This window comes from Capnocytophaga sp. oral taxon 326 str. F0382 (genome assembly GCF_000318295.1).
In the GTDB taxonomy this organism is placed as follows: Bacteria; Bacteroidota; Bacteroidia; order Flavobacteriales; family Flavobacteriaceae; genus Capnocytophaga; species Capnocytophaga periodontitidis.
Map to the genome: position 1 here is coordinate 66953 of NZ_KB291407.1, position 17305 is coordinate 84257.

The following is a 17305-nucleotide window of genomic DNA, read 5'->3' on the forward strand; positions in this document are numbered from 1 at the left end:
ATTCACAACACTACAAATAAAAAAGCTGTCCAACTCTGGACAGCTTTTTTATTATTTGCATCTTGTCTTACCTCATCCTTTTAAATCTATTGTGTGTCCATAAGTAGAACTCAGGACGGTCATAAATTTGTCGGGTTACACGTTCAAAGAACATATCTGTGATTTGAAAATCGACGTAATCGTTAGGTACTTCAGCTAAAACTTCAAAAGTTGTTTGGTAATACCCGCGTTTTAGTTTTTCTATTTTAGCAAATACAATCACCGTATTCAAAGCCTTACCTAAGCGTTCTGCCCCAGTGAAAACAGGTACATTCAAACCTAAAAACGGACGTAAATAGTTCTTTTTGTTGTTTGGAATCTGGTCGGAAGCAAATCCATAACAATATACATCGTGAGCATCTTTGTGTTTTTTCATCTCGCGGTGAGCAGTGTAGCGCGGTAGCAAAAAGCTGTGATGTTTAGTGCGTATTTTCTGTAAAAGTTTGTCAAAATAAGGGTTGCTTAGCGGGGTATAGAGAGCGTACGATTTGTGTTTAAGGAAGTAAGCCAATGAAAGTAACCATTCGTAACTTGCGTAATGACTGCACATAAACAAGATGTTGCGTTCCTCATTTTCGTATTTCTTCAAAACTTCCAAGTTAGGAAAAACCATACGTTTTTTCATTTCTTTTTCACTCATTCCGTACGATTTTACCATTTCTAAAAGAGTATCACAAAAGTGGTGGTAGAATTTGCGTTCGATATCTAAAAGTTCAGTTTCAGTTTTAAAAGGGAAGGCTGTATGCAAGTTTTTGCGTACCACTTTTACTCTGTATTTCAATAGAGTATATAGTATAAAATATAAAAAATCCGATATGCCATAGAGCATCCAGAAAGGCATTCGCGAGAGTAGCCAAATAAGTGGGAAGGCAATAATATAAATAAATAAATTCATTAGAGGTTCAGTTTCAAGCCGCAAAGGTAAAAATAATTTGTCAAATAGCCAATTTGCTAATTTGCTAATTCACAAATTATTCGTACTTTTGCCCCCGTTTTTAAATTATTAATTGTCAGTAGTCAATTGTCAATTATCAATTGCTAATTATTCTCTATGCTGAATGTTCACAATCTATCTGTTTCTTTTCAAGGTGAATACCTCTTCGAGGATGTCGCTTTTATGCTCAATGCAGGCGACCGAGTGGGGCTTATCGGTAAGAATGGAGCAGGTAAATCTACAATGCTCAAACTGCTTTCACGCGAACTGAAACCCGATACTGGAGGAATTGCTACCGATAAAGATGTGCGCATCGGTTTCCTTAAACAGGATATCGATTTTGTAAAAGGGCGCACTATCTTAGAAGAAGCCTATCAGGCATTTACCGAAATAAAAGCATTAGAACGCCAGTTAGACGATATCCATCATCAAATAGAAACTCGCACCGATTACGAGAGTCAAGAATACCACGATTTGCTCGATAAGCTAAGCGATTATACACATCGTTTCGATCTCATCGGGGGCTATCAGTACCAAGGTGAAACCGAAAAAGTATTACAAGGTCTTGGTTTCCAGCGTAGTGATTTTGATAAACTCACCGATAGCTTTTCAGGAGGTTGGCGTATGCGCATAGAGTTAGCAAAACTGCTCTTGCAAAACAACGATGTATTGTTGCTGGACGAGCCTACAAACCACTTGGATATCGAGTCGATTATATGGTTAGAACAATTTCTTACTACTTATAGTGGGGCAGTGGTAATCGTCTCTCACGATAGGATGTTTTTAGATAATGTTACCAATCGCACTATCGAGATTTCAGTAGGCAAAATATACGATTACCCTAAACCCTACACTCAATTTTTGGCATTGCGCCAAGAAATACGTGAGCAACAACTCGCTTCACAAAAAAACCAAGAAAAGAAAATTCAGCAAACCGAAAAGCTGATTGAAAAATTCCGTGCAAAAGCTACTAAGGCTTCTATGGCGCAATCGCTGATGAAAAAACTCGACAAGATAGAGCGCATAGAGGTAGATGAGGAAGATAATGCTGTGATGAATGTGCGTTTTCCTGTATCGGTAACTCCAGGAAAAGTGGTGCTCGAAATAGACGATGTATCTAAAAACTACGGTGAAAAACAAGTGCTTAGCCACGTGAGTTTACTCGTAGAACGCGGCAGTAAAGTGGCCTTTGTAGGACAAAACGGACAAGGAAAAACTACCCTCGCTAAGATGATTGTAAGCGAAATTCCGTACGATGGAACTATCAAGTTAGGTCACAATGTGCAATTGGGATATTTTGCCCAAAATCAAGCCGACTATTTGGATGGTGAACTTACCGTACTCGATACGATGTTCAACGCTGCTAACGATAGCAATCGTATGAAAATCCGCGACATACTCGGCTCTTTCCTCTTCCGTGGTGATGAAGTAGATAAGAAAGTGAAAGTGCTTTCAGGAGGCGAACGCAACCGCTTGGCATTGGCTAAAATGTTGCTGTCAGATTTCAATGTCTTGGTAATGGACGAGCCTACGAACCACTTGGATATCAAGAGCAAAAATGTACTCAAAAAAGCACTTCAGCAATTCGAAGGAACGCTCATCATCGTGTCGCACGACCGTGATTTCTTGCAAGGACTCACCGATAAAGTATACGAATTTAAAAACCAACACCTCAAAGAATATTTGGGCGACATCGATTTCTATTTAGAGCAACGTGCTGTCGCTAATTTCCGCGAAATAGAACAACCTAAAGAAACTACTACTACTGCTAAAGCTGCTCAAACTCCCGAAAAACTCTCTTTCGAAGAACAAAAACAACAGAAAGCAGCTCAAAACAAACTCAATAAAATAGAACGCAACATCACCGACCTCGAACAGGAACTCAAAGCGATGAACGAGCAAATGGGGCAAGGCCTACAAACCGATGCATTCTACAAACAGTACGAACAGAAAAAACAACAATTGGAGGATTTAATGACCGAATGGGAATCTTTAATGAGTTAATCTATGCAACCTAAGAAAATCTTACTCTTTATCGTGGGACTACTCGCTGCCCTTTTTGCGATGACCTTTTTCAGTCGTTATCACACCACCGCCAACGGTATGGTGCGTGAAGGTATTGCCTTTGGTGATGCAATGTTGCGCTATCCTACCCCCGATATTTTAGGAGAACTCTTCAAAGCTGATGAAAAAGAAAACAACAAACTCGATGAACTAATCAAAGAAACTTCGGGAAGCATCGTTGATGAAAAAACAAAAAATTTAACAACGAACGATACTATCGAAAAAGATTCTCTACACACTTTAGATACCAATGTAGAAGGTAAAATCTATTACCCTGGAAATAAAATTGACTATATCAAACGCCTCAAAGCTAAACTCCGTCAAGGCGTTTGCCAAATTGTACATTACGGCGACTCTCAAATAGAAGGCGACCGTATAACTGCCTATATACGCAACCGCTTGCAACTCTCCTATGGTGGAGGCGGACCTGGTTTCGTTCCTATCAAGGTGGTCTATAGCCAAAATAGTGTAGATATAGTCTCTTCACCTAACTGGATGCGCTATGCTTTCTTTGATCGCAAACAGCGCAAAACTGTGAAACACAATAGTTACGGACTTTATGCTACTTATTCGCGCTTTACACCTTATGTGAAAGATACTGCTTTGTTGAAACCTACAAAAGCATCCTTTACAATCAAACCTTCTAAAAAATCCTACGCACGCCTGCAAAACTATACCAAATTTGGGTTGCACTATGGTAATGCTACCAGCCGAACTGCTATTAGGGTATACCAAGGAAAAAATGTAATTAAAATTGATACTCTCATCGCCGATGGTAAATACCATAACTACCAACTGAATTTTGCAACTACCCCCGATGAGTTATATATAGAATTGGAAGCACGTGTAAGTCCTGATTTCTATGGAATTACCCTCGATGCTGCTTCGGGAGTGCGCGCCGATAACGTGGCAATGCGCGGTGAAGCAGGACGTATTTTCACCCGTATGAACTATGAGAATTACCGCCAAATGTCTGCCGTTCGTAAACCCGACCTCTTTATTTTTGAGTTCGGAGGTAATACCATTCCTTATATGAAAACCGACCAACAGCTGAAAGACTATGTTGAAGGACTTATTTTCAATATGAAATGGGTGAAACGTGCCAACCCCAATGCAATGTTTATGCTCATAGGTAATGGCGATATGACCACCTCGCACAACGGCAAGCGCATCACTTATCCTTATGTGCCTAAACTCAACGATTTGATGAAAGAAGAGTGTATGAAAAACGATATCGCCTACTTCAGTATGTATGAGGCAATGGGTGGCGAAAACTCTATGATTACGTGGGTAAAAGAAGGAATGGCAGCTGCCGATTATGTCCATTTTAGCCCTAAAGGAACTAAACTTATTTCAGAAGTGTTTTATCAGTGTTTACACAACGACCTCACAGCGGTAGAATAACAGATTTATGACAGACTTTTTCAACAATTTCTTTATGTTTAATCCTGAGCATCCGCTTACTTTTGTGCGGATAGACTTCTGGATATTCTTTGTCTTGGTGTATGCTGTCTTTGCTCTGATTTACCGACGCCGACACCTGCGCAATCTGTTTTTGCTAATCGCTAGTTTCTATTTCTATTACAAGGCGAGCGGCCTTTTTGTGTTGCTGTTAGTATTCAGTACTGTTACCGATTTTTATCTGGGGCACTACATCTATCGGCAAGCCGAAGAACGCCGACGCAAAATAGCTGTAACCGTGAGTGTTTGTTTAAATTTATTAGTGTTAGCATATTTCAAGTATGCTTATTTCTTTACCGATACTTACAATGCACTCTTCCACACCCAGCACCAAACGTTTAACTATTTAGCCTATTGGGCAAATGGCTTTAGCAATCAAGGCTATTTCACAGTTGATAAAATCATTTTGCCTGTAGGGATATCTTTCTATACATTCCAAACGATTAGCTACACAGTAGATGTATACCGTAACAAGGTAACTCCACTGAACTCTATACTCGATTTTGGTTTCTATGTGAGTTTCTTTCCTCAACTCGTGGCAGGGCCTATCGTCCGCGCCGAAGAGTTTGTACCTCAAATTCTCAAGAAAACTGTTGTTTCTAAAGAAGAGTTCAATAAAGCGATATTCTTCATTCTCAAAGGGCTCATTAAAAAAATGATTTTTGCCGATTTTATTGCTTTGCACTTCTTAGACAAAATATTCGATGCCCCTTCTATGCACACGGGTTTTGCCAATATTCTGGCTCTCATAGGCTATTCGTTGCAAATCTATGGTGATTTCTCTGGTTATACCGATATTGCTATAGGGGTGGCACTGCTATTGGGTTTTCATTTGCCTGTAAACTTCAATTCGCCTTACAAAGCCTTGAATTGCGGTGATTTCTGGAAACGTTGGCATATCTCCCTTTCCACTTGGCTGAAAGATTATTTGTACATCCCATTAGGAGGTAACCGCAATAGTACCATAGGCACTTTCGTCTTCTCTTTGCTTTTTGTAGTGATTTTGGTAGTAGCGATCAACAATCTCGTTTTCACCCTCATCACAGGGCTACTGTTAATAGCAGGTTCTGCGGTTGCGTTCTTTTATAAACCCTTTGAACGCTACCTTACTACCAATATCAATATTATGATTACAATGCTCATTGGAGGATTGTGGCACGGTGCATCGTGGAAGTTTGTTATCTGGGGCGGACTCAATGGTTTAGGAGTTGTGGCTTATAAGTATTGGCGTAAGGTGAGCCCGTATGAGAACAGTAACTTGTGGGTACTACGCGCTTGGAAAATAGCTTTTACTTTTGTTTTTATCACTTTCACACGTGTGTTTTTCCGAAGCAACGATATGGAAAGTATAAAACAATGGTTTGACCAAGTCGCTCATAATATGGACTGGGGTTCGGCTATGCAAGTGATGAAGTACAACAATATTAGTTTAGGAATCATCCTCATAGGCTATATCACCCACTGGCTGCCCCAACGCTGGAAAGATTATACCGAGCACGTTTTTGCCGAAAGCCATTACGTAGTAAAAGCCGCCATCGCCTTAGTGGTAGTATTGATATGTTATCAAGCCTATTCCACCGATATACAGCCATTTATCTATTTCCAGTTTTAATCAAGAATTAGGTTTTAGAAATCAATAATCAATCCTTTTTATCTGTCTACTTTTCCCCGAGACCCTCCAGAATCTTCCAAGATTCTTCGAGCTTCTCCCTATAATATTCTCTCTACTTTTCTCTAATTTGCTAATTCACAAATTTGCTAATTTCTAAATTATTCGTATTTTTGCCGATTGAAAGGGCTCTTATACCCTCTCTATTAATGTAATAATCCATAGAAAAATGAGTTGCAATACTTGCACACACAATACGAACAATAGCTGTAATACAAACTGCGGAGCGCGAAGCTTTGGCACTGCCAAATTATCAGTTTTTGATTGGCTGGCAAATACCCAACTCCTTGGCGGACAAGAGTATTTTGATTGCGTCGAGGTGCGCTTCAAAAACAGCCGCAAAGAGTATTTCCGCAATGTCGATAAATTACCCCTCCAAATGGGTGATGTAGTAGCCACCGAAGCCCCTTCAGGACACGATGTAGGAGTCGTAACCCTTACAGGTGAATTGGTGCGCTCGCAAATGAAAAAACGCAAAATCGATTGGGAAGGCGATATACCTCGAGTGTATCGCAAAGCTAATCAGCACGATATTGATGTATGGCAACAGTCACGCGCCAAAGAAATAGAAGTCCAAAAACAATCGCGTGAATTAGCAATTGCCTTAGGTTTAGAGATGAAAATCTCCGATGTAGAATTCCAAGGCGACGGCTCTAAAGCAACATTCTACTACACAGCCGAGGGGCGTGTCGATTTCCGCCAGCTCATCAAGGATATGGCAAAAGCCTTTTCTGTGCGTATAGAAATGCGACAAATAGGTTTCCGCCAAGAGGCAGCCCGCTTAGGTGGAATAGGTTCTTGCGGTCGTGAACTCTGCTGCTCTACTTGGCTTACCGATTTCAGAAGCGTTTCCACTTCAGCAGCACGATACCAGCAATTGTCACTCAACCCTCAAAAACTTGCAGGTCAGTGTGGTAAACTCAAATGCTGCTTGAACTTCGAACTCGACACCTATCTCGATGCTCTGCAAGATTTCCCTCGCACCGATGTAAAACTCCACACACAGCGCGGTATGGCATCGTGCCAAAAAATAGACATCTTCAAACGCCTAATGTGGTTCACTTACGACGAAAATCCTATCACTTGGCACAAACTCTCAGTAGATAGCGTAAAAGAAATTATCGAACTCAATAAAGAGGGAGAACCTATTGAAGAGTTAGAAGAGTATGCCATCGTTACCGATTTGTCTTCACGTAAAAGCACTTCAGCTTATGAAGGTATTGAACTCGCTCCAGTAGAAGAAGATAGCATCACCCGTTTCGATGCCCCTAAACGCAAAAAGAACAAGCATAACAACAAAAAAGCGAGCAATAATAATAAGCCTCAGCGAGATAACAAAACCCAACAAGCACAATCCCAACCCCAAGGGCAGTCTAACAAAAAGAAACAATCGCCCAAGCCTAAAAATAACGGCAATAATAACAATCCTAATGCTAACAACAACCCCAATACCGCTAAGAAAAAGCCCAATAATAAAAATAACAAACCCAAAGCCTCTAATGCCGATAAACCTAAAAATGAGAACGCTTAGTGTATTACTCCTATGGCTAACCCTCGTGTCTTGCCATAGTAATGTGGAATACAGCCAATATGTGTCTTTGCCTAATGGTTGGACTAAAAACGAACCTGTAACCTTTCTTTTAGAAGCAAACGATACGTTGGCTAAAAAAAACTTGTTCATAATGTTGCGTAACGATGAGCATTACGAGTTTAGCAATATCTATTTGATTGCCAAAATGGAAGTGCCCAATAGCGATAAGGTAATTGTCGATACGTTGCAATACGAAATGGCAACCCCCGAAGGTAAATGGTTGGGAGATGGCTATTCAGCAGTGAAAGAAAGCAAATTGTGGTACAAAGAACAATTCGTTTTCCCTGCTAAAGGTAAGTACAACATCAAAATAGAACAAGCAATGCGCAAAATAGGTGATGATGAAGGAATACCAATACTCAAAGGAATCACCGAAGTGGGGCTACGCGAAGAAACTAATAAATAATTGCCTAACAAAAGAGTTTTATATAGTCTCAATTTCGTGTAAATTCGTGAAATTCGTAGGAGACTTAAAAAATAATAAACTATGAAAAAAGCAAACAGCACAAACAGTAACAACAGCAGCCGCAAACCTAAAAAAGGACTCAGCACAGTCGTGAGATGGTTTTGGTATATCTTTATAGCGGGCGTGGTAGGAGTGATATTACTCTTTACTTCGGCTTCTTTAGGCTTGTTGGGCGAAATGCCCGACTTCCAACACTTGGAAAATCCCGAAACCAATTTGGCTACCGAAATCGTTACCGCCGATGGTAAATCGTTAGGAAAATTCTATTTAGATGAAAACCGTACGCCTATCCGCTTCAAAGATTTACCTAAACACTTAGTCGATGCCCTCGTCGCCACCGAAGACGAACGTTTCTATGAACACTCAGGAATCGACGTGCGTGGTACGTTGCGGGCAATGGTCTATTTTGGCAGAAAAGGAGGTGCTTCCACCATCTCACAACAATTGGCAAAACAGCTTTTTCATAAAGAAAAAACCAGAGGTTTAGCACGTTATACTCAAAAAATAAAAGAATGGGTGATCGCTACACGCCTTGAAAAACAATATACTAAAGAAGAGATATTAGCAATGTACTTCAATATCTACGACTTCAATAACAATGCCGATGGTATCCGTTCGGCTGCTAAAATCTACTTCGATAAAGAACCTAAAAACCTCAAAATAGAAGAAGGCGCAATGCTTGTAGGGATGTTTAAAAACTCTGCTCTCTACAATCCTGTGAAAAATAAAGAAGGAGTAACTAATCGTCGCAATGTAGTACTTGCCCAAATGGCTAAGAACAACTACATTACCCAAGAACAAAAAGATTCCTTGCAAAAGTTGCCATTGAAAATCAAGTTTACCCCCGAAAGTCATAACGACGGGATGGCAACCTACTTCCGTGAGTACTTGCGTTCTTATATGAAAACGTGGATAGACCAAAATCCTAAACCCGATGGTACTAAACACAACCTCTATCTCGACGGATTGAAAGTCTATACCACCATCGACTCTAAGATGCAGGCTTATGCCGAGGCTGCTGTGAAAGCTCATATGAAACAACTACAAAAAGCCTTCGACGCCGAGAATAACCCTAAGAAAAATGCTACCTATCCTTTTGTAAAAGTCTCTAAAGAAGAGTATAAAAACCTAATGGAACGCGCAATGAAAAACTCTAATCGCTGGATACACCTTAAGTATTTAGGCTATTCCGAAAAGGAAATCCGCGAGTCGTTTGATAAAAAAGTAGAGATGCGTGTCTTCAGTTGGAAAGGTGAAAAAGATACCATTATGACCCCACGTGACTCTATATTGTATTATAAAGCTTATTTGCGTACAGGTATGATGTCTATGGAACCTCAAACAGGACACATAAAAGCGTGGGTAGGAGGTATCAACTACAAGCATTTCCAATACGACCAAGTGATACAAGGTGCTCGCCAAACGGGCTCTACCTTCAAACCTTTTGTATATGCCACCGCTATCGACCAATTGCACTATTCTCCTTGTATGGAACTCCCTGATATCCCAACGTGTGTAGAAGCTCATAAGTACGGCAATGTGCAAGCGTGGTGCCCACGTAACTCTACAGGTAATTTCACAGGTAAAATGATGACCCTCAAATACGCTTTGGCAAACTCAGTAAACTCTATTACTGTAAACCTGATGGATAAAGTAGGCCCTATACCCGTGATCAATTTGGTGAGAAAACTCGGCATCACTTCCAATATGCCCGAAATGCCTTCTATCGCCTTAGGTACCGCCGATGCAACTGTCTTCCAAATGGTAGGGGCTTATGGTACTTTCGCCAATGAAGGGGTATATGTAAAACCTGTGTTAGTAACGCGTATAGAAGATAAGAACGGTACAGTACTTTTTGAAAACACCCCTGAAACTCACGATGTAGTAAGTGCTGAAGTAGCTCGTGCTGTTGTAAACTTGATGGAAGGGGTTACACGCTATGGTTCAGGAGCGCGCTTGCGTACCAAAGGTGCAGAAACTTATAATACCATTTACAAAAATGTAATGACAGGATATCCTTATCAATTTACGAACCCTATTGCAGGTAAAACAGGTACCACTCAAAATAATAGCGATGGTTGGTTTATCGGTATGGTGCCTAATCTTGTTACCGGTGTTTGGGTAGGAGGTGAAGACCGCGCGGTACACTTCCGTACTACTGCCTACGGTCAAGGGGCTACAATGGCACTCCCCATATTCGGCTATTATATGAAAAAATGCTATGCCGATAAAGATTTGAGCGTTTCTAAAGGCGCTTTTCCTGCCCCTCAAAACAAAGAAATTCCTATAGATTGCAATAAAGAAAAAGAAGGAGATACTGAAGACCCTGAAATCGATTTTTAAAGTTTCTTGAGCGAATATTTGTCTCTTTGTAATATTTTTAGTAGTTTTGTCGCTCTTATTGTAATAAACTAAAAAACGTACTTACATTATTAAGAATATGAAATTTAAAAAATATACACTCACTACCCTCGCCTGTTTGCTCTTAGGTAGTATGCCAATACAGGCGCAAAACTCTCAAAAAGACACAATAAATAGAAATCCTAAACGCGAAGGATTACACAAGTTTAACGATAATCCCAACATAAAAAAATACGATGAAAAATGGCTGAAAGAACTGTCTAATTCCGATTTGTTCTTTCAAATGAGCGAAGATGTAGCCGCAACCCCTACTGATGTAGATTACAGTGAGTTACCTACCGAAGTACTCAAAGAGCGCTTGCGTAAACTGAATGAAAAAACACCTTTCAACGTGGAGTATAACCCTATATTAGAACAGGTGATCAAATCGTTTTTGAAGAATCGTCGCTCTTCGTTAGAACGCCTGATGAGCCTCAGTGATTACTATTTTCCAATGTTCGAACAGGAAATGAGTAACCAAAAAATTCCTCTTGAAATGAAGTACCTTGCCATTATTGAATCTGCTTTGAACCCTAAAGCGCGTTCGCGTGCAGGGGCAACAGGTTTGTGGCAATTTATGTATGCTACGGGCAAAAGCTATGGTTTAGAGGTGAATAACTATGTCGATGAGCGTAGCGACCCCGTTCGTTCTACTAAGGCAGCAGCCAAATACTTAAATGAACTCTACAAAATATTTGGTGACTGGGATTTAACTCTCGCAGCCTACAATTCAGGTCCCGGTAATGTAACCAAAGCTATACGCCGTTCTAATGGCAAGACTAACTATTGGAATTTGCGCCCCTATCTTCCTCGTGAAACAGCGGGGTATGTGCCTGCTTTCTTGGCAACACTCTATATTTTTGAATATGCTAAAGAACACGGCTTCAAACCTCAAAAACGCGCTAATCATCTCTTCCAAACTGATACCATTCGTGTAAAACAAGCCATTCCTTTCAAGGATATAGCCGAAATTACAGGTATGGATGTACAAGATATTCAGTTTTTTAACCCTTCTTACCAATTAGATGTAGTGCCTTATGTTGAAGGGCGCAACTATGCCGTGCGTTTGCCTATCTCCGAAATAGGTAAGTTCGTATCCAATGAACAAGCTATCTACAACTACCTAAACGAACAAAAAGCTCAACGTGAACAAGTTCTTCCTGAAGTAACCAAAGGCGAACAATACGCAGGAGGTAAATCTACTAAAAAAACAGTTTATACGGTGAAAAAAGGCGATAACTTAGGTAAAATTGCTAGTCGCCACGGCGTGACAATCAATAATATCAAACGCTGGAACCGAATGAAAAGTAATAAAGTACGCGTGGGACAACGACTTTCTATATACAAGTAATATAGAAGTTAGAAATAACAGTTAGATAGTATGAAGAGAAGAGCTTTATTAAAATTATTGGGGCTTTTTTCGGTAGTCCGTGGCTACAATATCGCGATGGTTTGTGTAGCTCAGTACTTAGCCTCTATCTTCGTGCTCTCCAAACAACCTTGGCGTGAAGTCCTTGCCGATACACACTTATTGATGCTCGTCATTGCAGGAGCTTTGGCTATCGCTGGAGGGTATATTATCAATGGTTTTTACGACAAAGATAAAGATTTGATTAATAAACCTACCCAAACAATGATCAACCACTTAGTGAGTCAGAATACCAAACTTACCCTCTATTTTTTGCTCAATTTTCTCTCAGTAATAGTAGCTAGTTATGTGTCGTTTAGAGCAGTGATTTTCTTTTCAGGTTATATCTTCACAATGTGGCTTTATTCACACCGTATCAAAAAGCTACTGCTTTGGGGCAACCTCACTTCAGCAAGTTTAGCTATTATCCCCTTTTTTGCAATATTTGTGTATTATCGCAATTTCGAAACTGTGATTTTCGCCCATGCTATACTCATCTTTCTGTTAATGCTCACCAAAGAGTTTATCAAAGATTTGCAAAACATCAAAGGTGATCTCACTCACAACTATGCTACAATTCCCGTGGTCTATGGTGAGAGTTTTGCTAAAAAACTCATCACCTTGAACGTATTGCTCTGCTTTATGCCTATCTATTGGCTACTCCATAGTTTCCCCATATTCAAACTGACGTACTTTCTCTACTTTACAATGCTTTATTTATTGTTTTTTGTAGCCTTTCTTTGGAAAAGCCAAACCCAACCTCAATACAGAGCCTTACACAATATGCTTAGAGTGATTCTCGTAATGGGAGTTTTTAGTGTAATATTGGTAAAGCAAATCAATAGTTAAAAAAATACACCTCGTACTTTGTACTTTTCGTCGATAAAATCAGCCTTTCTGTCGATATTATTTGCCTAAATCCTCTCTTCATCTTACCTTTGCAACATAAATTTTAAAACAGCGCATTGGTGTCTCATTTGCTAAACTTTAACAAAAGATTAACGCCGTCCCACACTTGCCTATAACTATTTTTAAACTACTTTTGCCAATAACACTTACCCTCCAACCTCACCTAACCATCTCTATCTCCCCCGACTTGTCAGCCCCGTCCGACTTGTCCTAAAACTAACACTAACGACTAATAACTAAGTATAATGAATAAAATCTTTTTAGTAACAACAGTAGCTATCGCAATGGTAGCTTGTAATAATGGAAATCAACAACAACAACGATCAAATGGACCTGAGGCTTATCCTGTGATTGTAGTAGGGGAGCAAAATACGGTTTCTCAACTTTCTTATCCAGTAAATATTGAAGGTATTGTAAACAGTTCCGTGCAGGCCAAGATTTCTGGTTATATCACCAAAGTATTAGTAGACGAAGGTCAGGCAGTAACCCAAGGACAACCTTTGTTTCAGCTGGAAACACAAACCCTTAACCAGTCGGCAGCCTCAGCCAAAGCAGCTGTAGATGCGGCTAAGGTGGAGGTAGATAAATTAGTGCCCTTGGTAGAAAAAAATATCGTGAGCTCCGTGCAATTAGCAACTGCCAAAGCCAACTTGCAACGCGCTCAAGCTGCCTACAACGAGGTGGCCAGCAACATCGGTTTTGCAGTAGTAAAAGCACCTGTAAATGGAGTAGTAGGAGCAATCAACTTCCGTGAAGGCGCTTTAGTAACTGCCAATAATACAGTCCTCACTACCGTTTCTGATGTGAAAGAGGTATATGCTTATTTTTCAATGAACGAGAAAGAATACCTCGACTTTTTAGCTAACACCGAAGGCAAAACCACTGCCGAAAAACTCAAAAACCTGCCTGAGGCTTCATTGGTATTGGCTAACGGAAAAGAGTATGCTGAGAAAGGTAAAATTCAAGCGGTAACCGGACAAATCGACCCCTCTACGGGTAGCATACAGTTCCGCGCTACTTTCCCTAATCCTAACAAATTGCTCACTAATGGCAATAGTGGAACGATTAAAATACCTCAAAATTTCAACAATTCACTTGTAATTCCTGAGGTCGCTACTTTTGAACAACAAGGAAAAGTATTTGTATATCGCGTAGCCGAAAAAGATACCTTGCGACAAACCGTCATCACACTTAAAAACCGCGCCGATAACTATGCAGTTGTAGAAAGCGGACTCAAAAAAGGCGATGTCATCCTCGCACAAGGTCTCAATAAAGTGCGTACAGGTACCGTAATCAAACCCCAACCCATTTCAATGGACAGCCTCGTAAAGAAAATACAACCCATCTTTTAGTGAAAAGTTGCCCCCGTCATTCATAACTCGTAACTCGTCATTCGTCACTCGTCATTCGTCATTCGTAACTTGCCCCTCGTTATTATGAAATATTTGTTATTATTACTCTTTTCTCTGCCTCTCACAGCACAAGTTAAGGAATCCCAAGGCGGAGGCATAAAGGATGTAGGGAAAATTTCTAACGAGCCCCCTCTTTATATTATTGATGGGAAGAAAATTACTAAATGGAGTTTAAAGACTGAAAAACTTCAACCCGATGATATAGCCGAAATTTTGGTGCTTTTTAGAGAAGAAGCTAAAAATCTTTTTGGCAGTAGTGCAAAATACGGAGCCGTATATATCATCACTAAGGACACTTTTCGGAAAGCAAAAGCACTCGCTAGTAATCCGCCTAATAGTCAACTCAACAAGGAAGAGCAACTTTATGCAGAGATTGGGGAATTCTATCAAACCTATCGCCTTATAGTGGTTTCAGGGAAAATTACTGATAAAGAAGGGAATCCTCTGGCTAATATTAGGGTATATAACAAAGATAGAAATATCGGGACTTATACAGATCGTTTAGGCAATTACACTATCGAAGCCCACCGCTGGAATGCGATACAAGCTGAAAATATAGAGGATTGTTATCTCGTCGTAAAAGAAATAAAAGAACAAAGCCATAACTTTGTACAACACCCTCCTATTGAAAGCAGAAGTAGTGACCCAAGAGCCTCTACACCTTCTATAAGTTTGAAAACTCCTTGCGACAAGTTGTTTTTTCTCGACGGATTGCCTATAGAAAAAAAGGAAGAGTTTCTCAAAAAAATACGACGGAAGAAAATAGAGAAAATAATAGAATTAGATGGACAATTAGGAGTTCCATTATATGGCTCTCTTGGAGCCTATGGAGTAATCATTGTAAACACTAAAAAATAAAAGTTATGACCCGAATTACTATATTTCTATTCTTTTTTACACTTTCCACTATGGCGCAAATTACTATAACAGGCAAGGTAACTGACTATCAAGGGAAGCCTCTTGCTAATATTCCTGTAAGAACAGATGTAATTACTTATACAAAAGACGGGTATTATGCAGCTAATGAGGTAAAAACAGATGCCAATGGTATGTATAAGATACAAGCAAAACAGTGGGATACAATCCATTTTGACAATATGGGTTGCTATATTGTGTTTAAAGACACACCTCACCAAGTATATAACCATACTATGGACAGACTCTATAGGAATAGTAATATTCATATTGAGTATGCTTATGGTTGTGGAATCCTTTTTATACGTAATGATAAGATAGTTGAAGAAAAAGATAGAGAAGCATTCAAAAAAGAACTCCGAAGCGGACAGTTTTACAAGTATTCTGTAATGGAGAAGCAAGAGTTATTTGAGCAATATGGCTATCTCAGTCAATATGGATTAGTGGCTTATACCAAGGATTACTATAACCAACATAAAAAGAATAAAAGTAAAAAGAAATAAAATATTTTTGATATGACCCAATTTACTATATTTCTATTCTCTTTTACACTTTCATCAGACCCGTCTGCCTTGTCTGCCTTGTCTGCCCCGTCTGAACCCCTAACCCCTAACCCCTAACAACTAATATGTACAAAATCATTTATAAATCAGTTGCTATAGTAACTATAGCCCTTAGCCTTACCGCTTGTGCAGGTCGCAAAACTTACGAGCGTCCCAATGTCGTAAATGAAAAATTTTTCCGTACGGACAATCTCCCTACAGATAGCCTTAGCAGTGCTAATGTATCTTGGCGTAACATCTTCACCGATGCCACTCTCCAACAGCACATCAGCAAGGCGCTTTCTAATAATCTCGATGTGCGTGTAGCAATGCAAAGTGTAGTTTCAGCACAAGCCTACCTCAAGCAAAGTAAGGCTGCTTTTATCCCTACCCTCTCAGTAGGAGCAAACTACACCCGCAGCACCAACTCTATCAATGCAGCGGGAGGTCTGGGAGAACGTACTTACAACAACCTATTTGATATCACAGGTAGCGCTTCGTGGGAAGCCGATATTTGGGGCAAACTCTCCGCCCAAAAACGCGCCTCCTATGCCTCTTATTTGGCAACTGTCGAAGCTCAAAAAGCAGTGCAGTCCGAAGTGGTAGCAACTTTAGCGACAGCTTATTACCAATTGTTGATGCTTGACGAACAGAAAAAAGTACTCGAACAAACCATTGAGTTCCGCACCAAAAGTTTGGAAACTACCAAACAACTCAAAAATGCAGGTTCTACTACCGAAGTAGCGACCAAGCAAATCGAAGCACTTGTGTACAACGCACAAGCACAACTTATTACAATCAACAATAGCGTATGGGCATTAGAGAATACGATATGTGTACTCCTCGGCGAAGAACCTCATCACATAGAGCGAAGCACCCTTGCCGAACAACAATTCCCTACTGAATTCCGTCAGGGATATGCTGTAAGTTTGCTCGAAAATCGTCCTGATGTGGCACGTGCCGAACTGAACTTGCGCAACGCTTTTGAACTCACCAATGTAGCCCGTGCTGCTTTCTATCCTACCCTCACTCTCAGTGCTCGCGGCGGTATCAGCAGTACTGAACTCGATACTTGGTTTTCAGCCAAATCGATGTTTGCTAACTTTATAGCGGGATTGGCGCAACCTATCCTCAATCGCCGACAAATACGCACCCAGTACGAAGTGCAAAAAGCTGCTCAAGAAACCGCTTTACTCAACTTCAAAAAGGCAATTCTTTCAGCAGGCAAAGAAGTCTCCGATGCAATGCACCAATTCAACTCTCAAGACGAGTTTATTCAACTCAAAACTAAAGAGATGGAAGCCTATCAAAAAGCAACAGATTTCTCTAAACAACTCTTTGATAGCGGTATGGTGAATTATTTGGAGGTGATCACTGCCGAAGTAAACCGCCTCAATGCCGAGCTTAGTGTAGCTAACGCACAATTCACTCGTATGCAGTATGGTATCACCCTGTATAAAGCCCTCGGAGGTGGCTGGAAATAATTGGCAAATTA

Annotated in this window: 13 protein-coding genes; 12 read left to right on the plus strand and 1 reads right to left on the minus strand. The window is 40.2% G+C overall.

The features are described from left to right. Positions 1-67: 67 nt before the first annotated feature. A complete protein-coding gene (locus tag HMPREF9073_RS07220; protein ID WP_009750807.1) occupies positions 68-934 on the minus strand; it encodes a lysophospholipid acyltransferase family protein in 867 nt (288 codons plus the stop codon). 156 nt (positions 935-1090) lie between these two features. On the opposite strand from HMPREF9073_RS07220, the gene HMPREF9073_RS07225 reads away from it, so the two are divergent. The 12 genes from HMPREF9073_RS07225 to HMPREF9073_RS07280 all read left to right on the plus strand — a co-directional run bounded on the left by HMPREF9073_RS07225 (position 1091) and on the right by HMPREF9073_RS07280 (position 17294). Next, a complete protein-coding gene (locus tag HMPREF9073_RS07225; protein ID WP_009750808.1) occupies positions 1091-2977 on the plus strand; it encodes an ABC-F family ATP-binding cassette domain-containing protein in 1887 nt (628 codons plus the stop codon). Between the two features lie 3 nt (positions 2978-2980). Continuing rightward, positions 2981-4441 (plus strand): hypothetical protein, encoded by a 1461-nt coding sequence (locus HMPREF9073_RS07230; RefSeq protein ID WP_009750809.1) that lies wholly within the window; start codon positions 2981-2983, stop codon positions 4439-4441. Positions 4442-4448: 7 nt separating this feature from the next. Then, positions 4449-6110 carry an MBOAT family protein gene (locus tag HMPREF9073_RS07235; protein WP_009750810.1) on the plus strand — a complete coding sequence of 554 codons (1662 nt, stop codon included), beginning with the start codon at positions 4449-4451 and terminating at the stop codon, positions 6108-6110. A 226-nt stretch (positions 6111-6336) separates the two neighbouring features. Beyond that, positions 6337-7698, plus strand: a complete 1362-nt coding sequence (locus HMPREF9073_RS07240) for a regulatory iron-sulfur-containing complex subunit RicT (protein WP_009750812.1) — start codon at positions 6337-6339, stop codon at positions 7696-7698. Further along, positions 7685-8164: a gliding motility lipoprotein GldH gene (locus HMPREF9073_RS07245; protein ID WP_009750813.1), complete on the plus strand. Its 480-nt coding sequence runs from the start codon at positions 7685-7687 to the stop codon at positions 8162-8164. The genes HMPREF9073_RS07240 and HMPREF9073_RS07245 overlap by 14 nt, the downstream gene beginning before the upstream one ends. Before the next feature lie 81 nt (positions 8165-8245). Then, entirely contained in the window at positions 8246-10567 is a 2322-nt protein-coding gene (locus HMPREF9073_RS07250; protein WP_009750814.1) for a penicillin-binding protein 1A, read from the plus strand. Positions 10568-10664: 97 nt separating this feature from the next. Next, the gene (locus tag HMPREF9073_RS07255) at positions 10665-11975 is read left to right on the plus strand and encodes a lytic transglycosylase domain-containing protein (protein ID WP_009750815.1); all 1311 of its coding nucleotides are present in this window, start codon (positions 10665-10667) and stop codon (positions 11973-11975) included. Positions 11976-12005: 30 nt separating this feature from the next. Next, complete coding sequence (locus tag HMPREF9073_RS07260; protein ID WP_009750816.1) at positions 12006-12881, plus strand: geranylgeranylglycerol-phosphate geranylgeranyltransferase; 876 nt, start codon at positions 12006-12008, stop codon at positions 12879-12881. A gap of 305 nt (positions 12882-13186) precedes the next feature. Then, positions 13187-14293, plus strand: coding sequence for an efflux RND transporter periplasmic adaptor subunit (locus HMPREF9073_RS07265; RefSeq protein ID WP_009750817.1), 1107 nt, complete (start codon positions 13187-13189; stop codon positions 14291-14293). Positions 14294-14377: 84 nt separating this feature from the next. Beyond that, entirely contained in the window at positions 14378-15211 is an 834-nt protein-coding gene (locus HMPREF9073_RS07270) for a hypothetical protein (RefSeq protein WP_009750818.1), read from the plus strand. A 5-nt stretch (positions 15212-15216) separates the two neighbouring features. Then, positions 15217-15771 (plus strand): Ig-like domain-containing protein, encoded by a 555-nt coding sequence (locus tag HMPREF9073_RS07275; protein ID WP_034555599.1) that lies wholly within the window; start codon positions 15217-15219, stop codon positions 15769-15771. Positions 15772-15896: 125 nt separating this feature from the next. After that, complete coding sequence (locus tag HMPREF9073_RS07280; protein WP_009750820.1) at positions 15897-17294, plus strand: efflux transporter outer membrane subunit; 1398 nt, start codon at positions 15897-15899, stop codon at positions 17292-17294. Positions 17295-17305: the final 11 nt, after the last annotated feature.

Coding starts and splice junctions, on each gene's coding strand:
- HMPREF9073_RS07265 (WP_009750817.1), top strand. CDS start 13,187: ATGAATAAAATCTTTTTAGTAACAACAGTAGCTATCGCAATGGTAGCT.
- HMPREF9073_RS07250 (WP_009750814.1), top strand. CDS start 8,246: ATGAAAAAAGCAAACAGCACAAACAGTAACAACAGCAGCCGCAAACCT.
- HMPREF9073_RS07280 (WP_009750820.1), top strand. CDS start 15,897: ATGTACAAAATCATTTATAAATCAGTTGCTATAGTAACTATAGCCCTT.
- HMPREF9073_RS07230 (WP_009750809.1), top strand. CDS start 2,981: ATGCAACCTAAGAAAATCTTACTCTTTATCGTGGGACTACTCGCTGCC.
- HMPREF9073_RS07260 (WP_009750816.1), top strand. CDS start 12,006: ATGAAGAGAAGAGCTTTATTAAAATTATTGGGGCTTTTTTCGGTAGTC.
- HMPREF9073_RS07240 (WP_009750812.1), top strand. CDS start 6,337: ATGAGTTGCAATACTTGCACACACAATACGAACAATAGCTGTAATACA.
- HMPREF9073_RS07225 (WP_009750808.1), top strand. CDS start 1,091: ATGCTGAATGTTCACAATCTATCTGTTTCTTTTCAAGGTGAATACCTC.
- HMPREF9073_RS07255 (WP_009750815.1), top strand. CDS start 10,665: ATGAAATTTAAAAAATATACACTCACTACCCTCGCCTGTTTGCTCTTA.
- HMPREF9073_RS07220 (WP_009750807.1), bottom strand. CDS start 934: ATGAATTTATTTATTTATATTATTGCCTTCCCACTTATTTGGCTACTC.
- HMPREF9073_RS07270 (WP_009750818.1), top strand. CDS start 14,378: ATGAAATATTTGTTATTATTACTCTTTTCTCTGCCTCTCACAGCACAA.
- HMPREF9073_RS07245 (WP_009750813.1), top strand. CDS start 7,685: ATGAGAACGCTTAGTGTATTACTCCTATGGCTAACCCTCGTGTCTTGC.
- HMPREF9073_RS07275 (WP_034555599.1), top strand. CDS start 15,217: ATGACCCGAATTACTATATTTCTATTCTTTTTTACACTTTCCACTATG.
- HMPREF9073_RS07235 (WP_009750810.1), top strand. CDS start 4,449: ATGACAGACTTTTTCAACAATTTCTTTATGTTTAATCCTGAGCATCCG.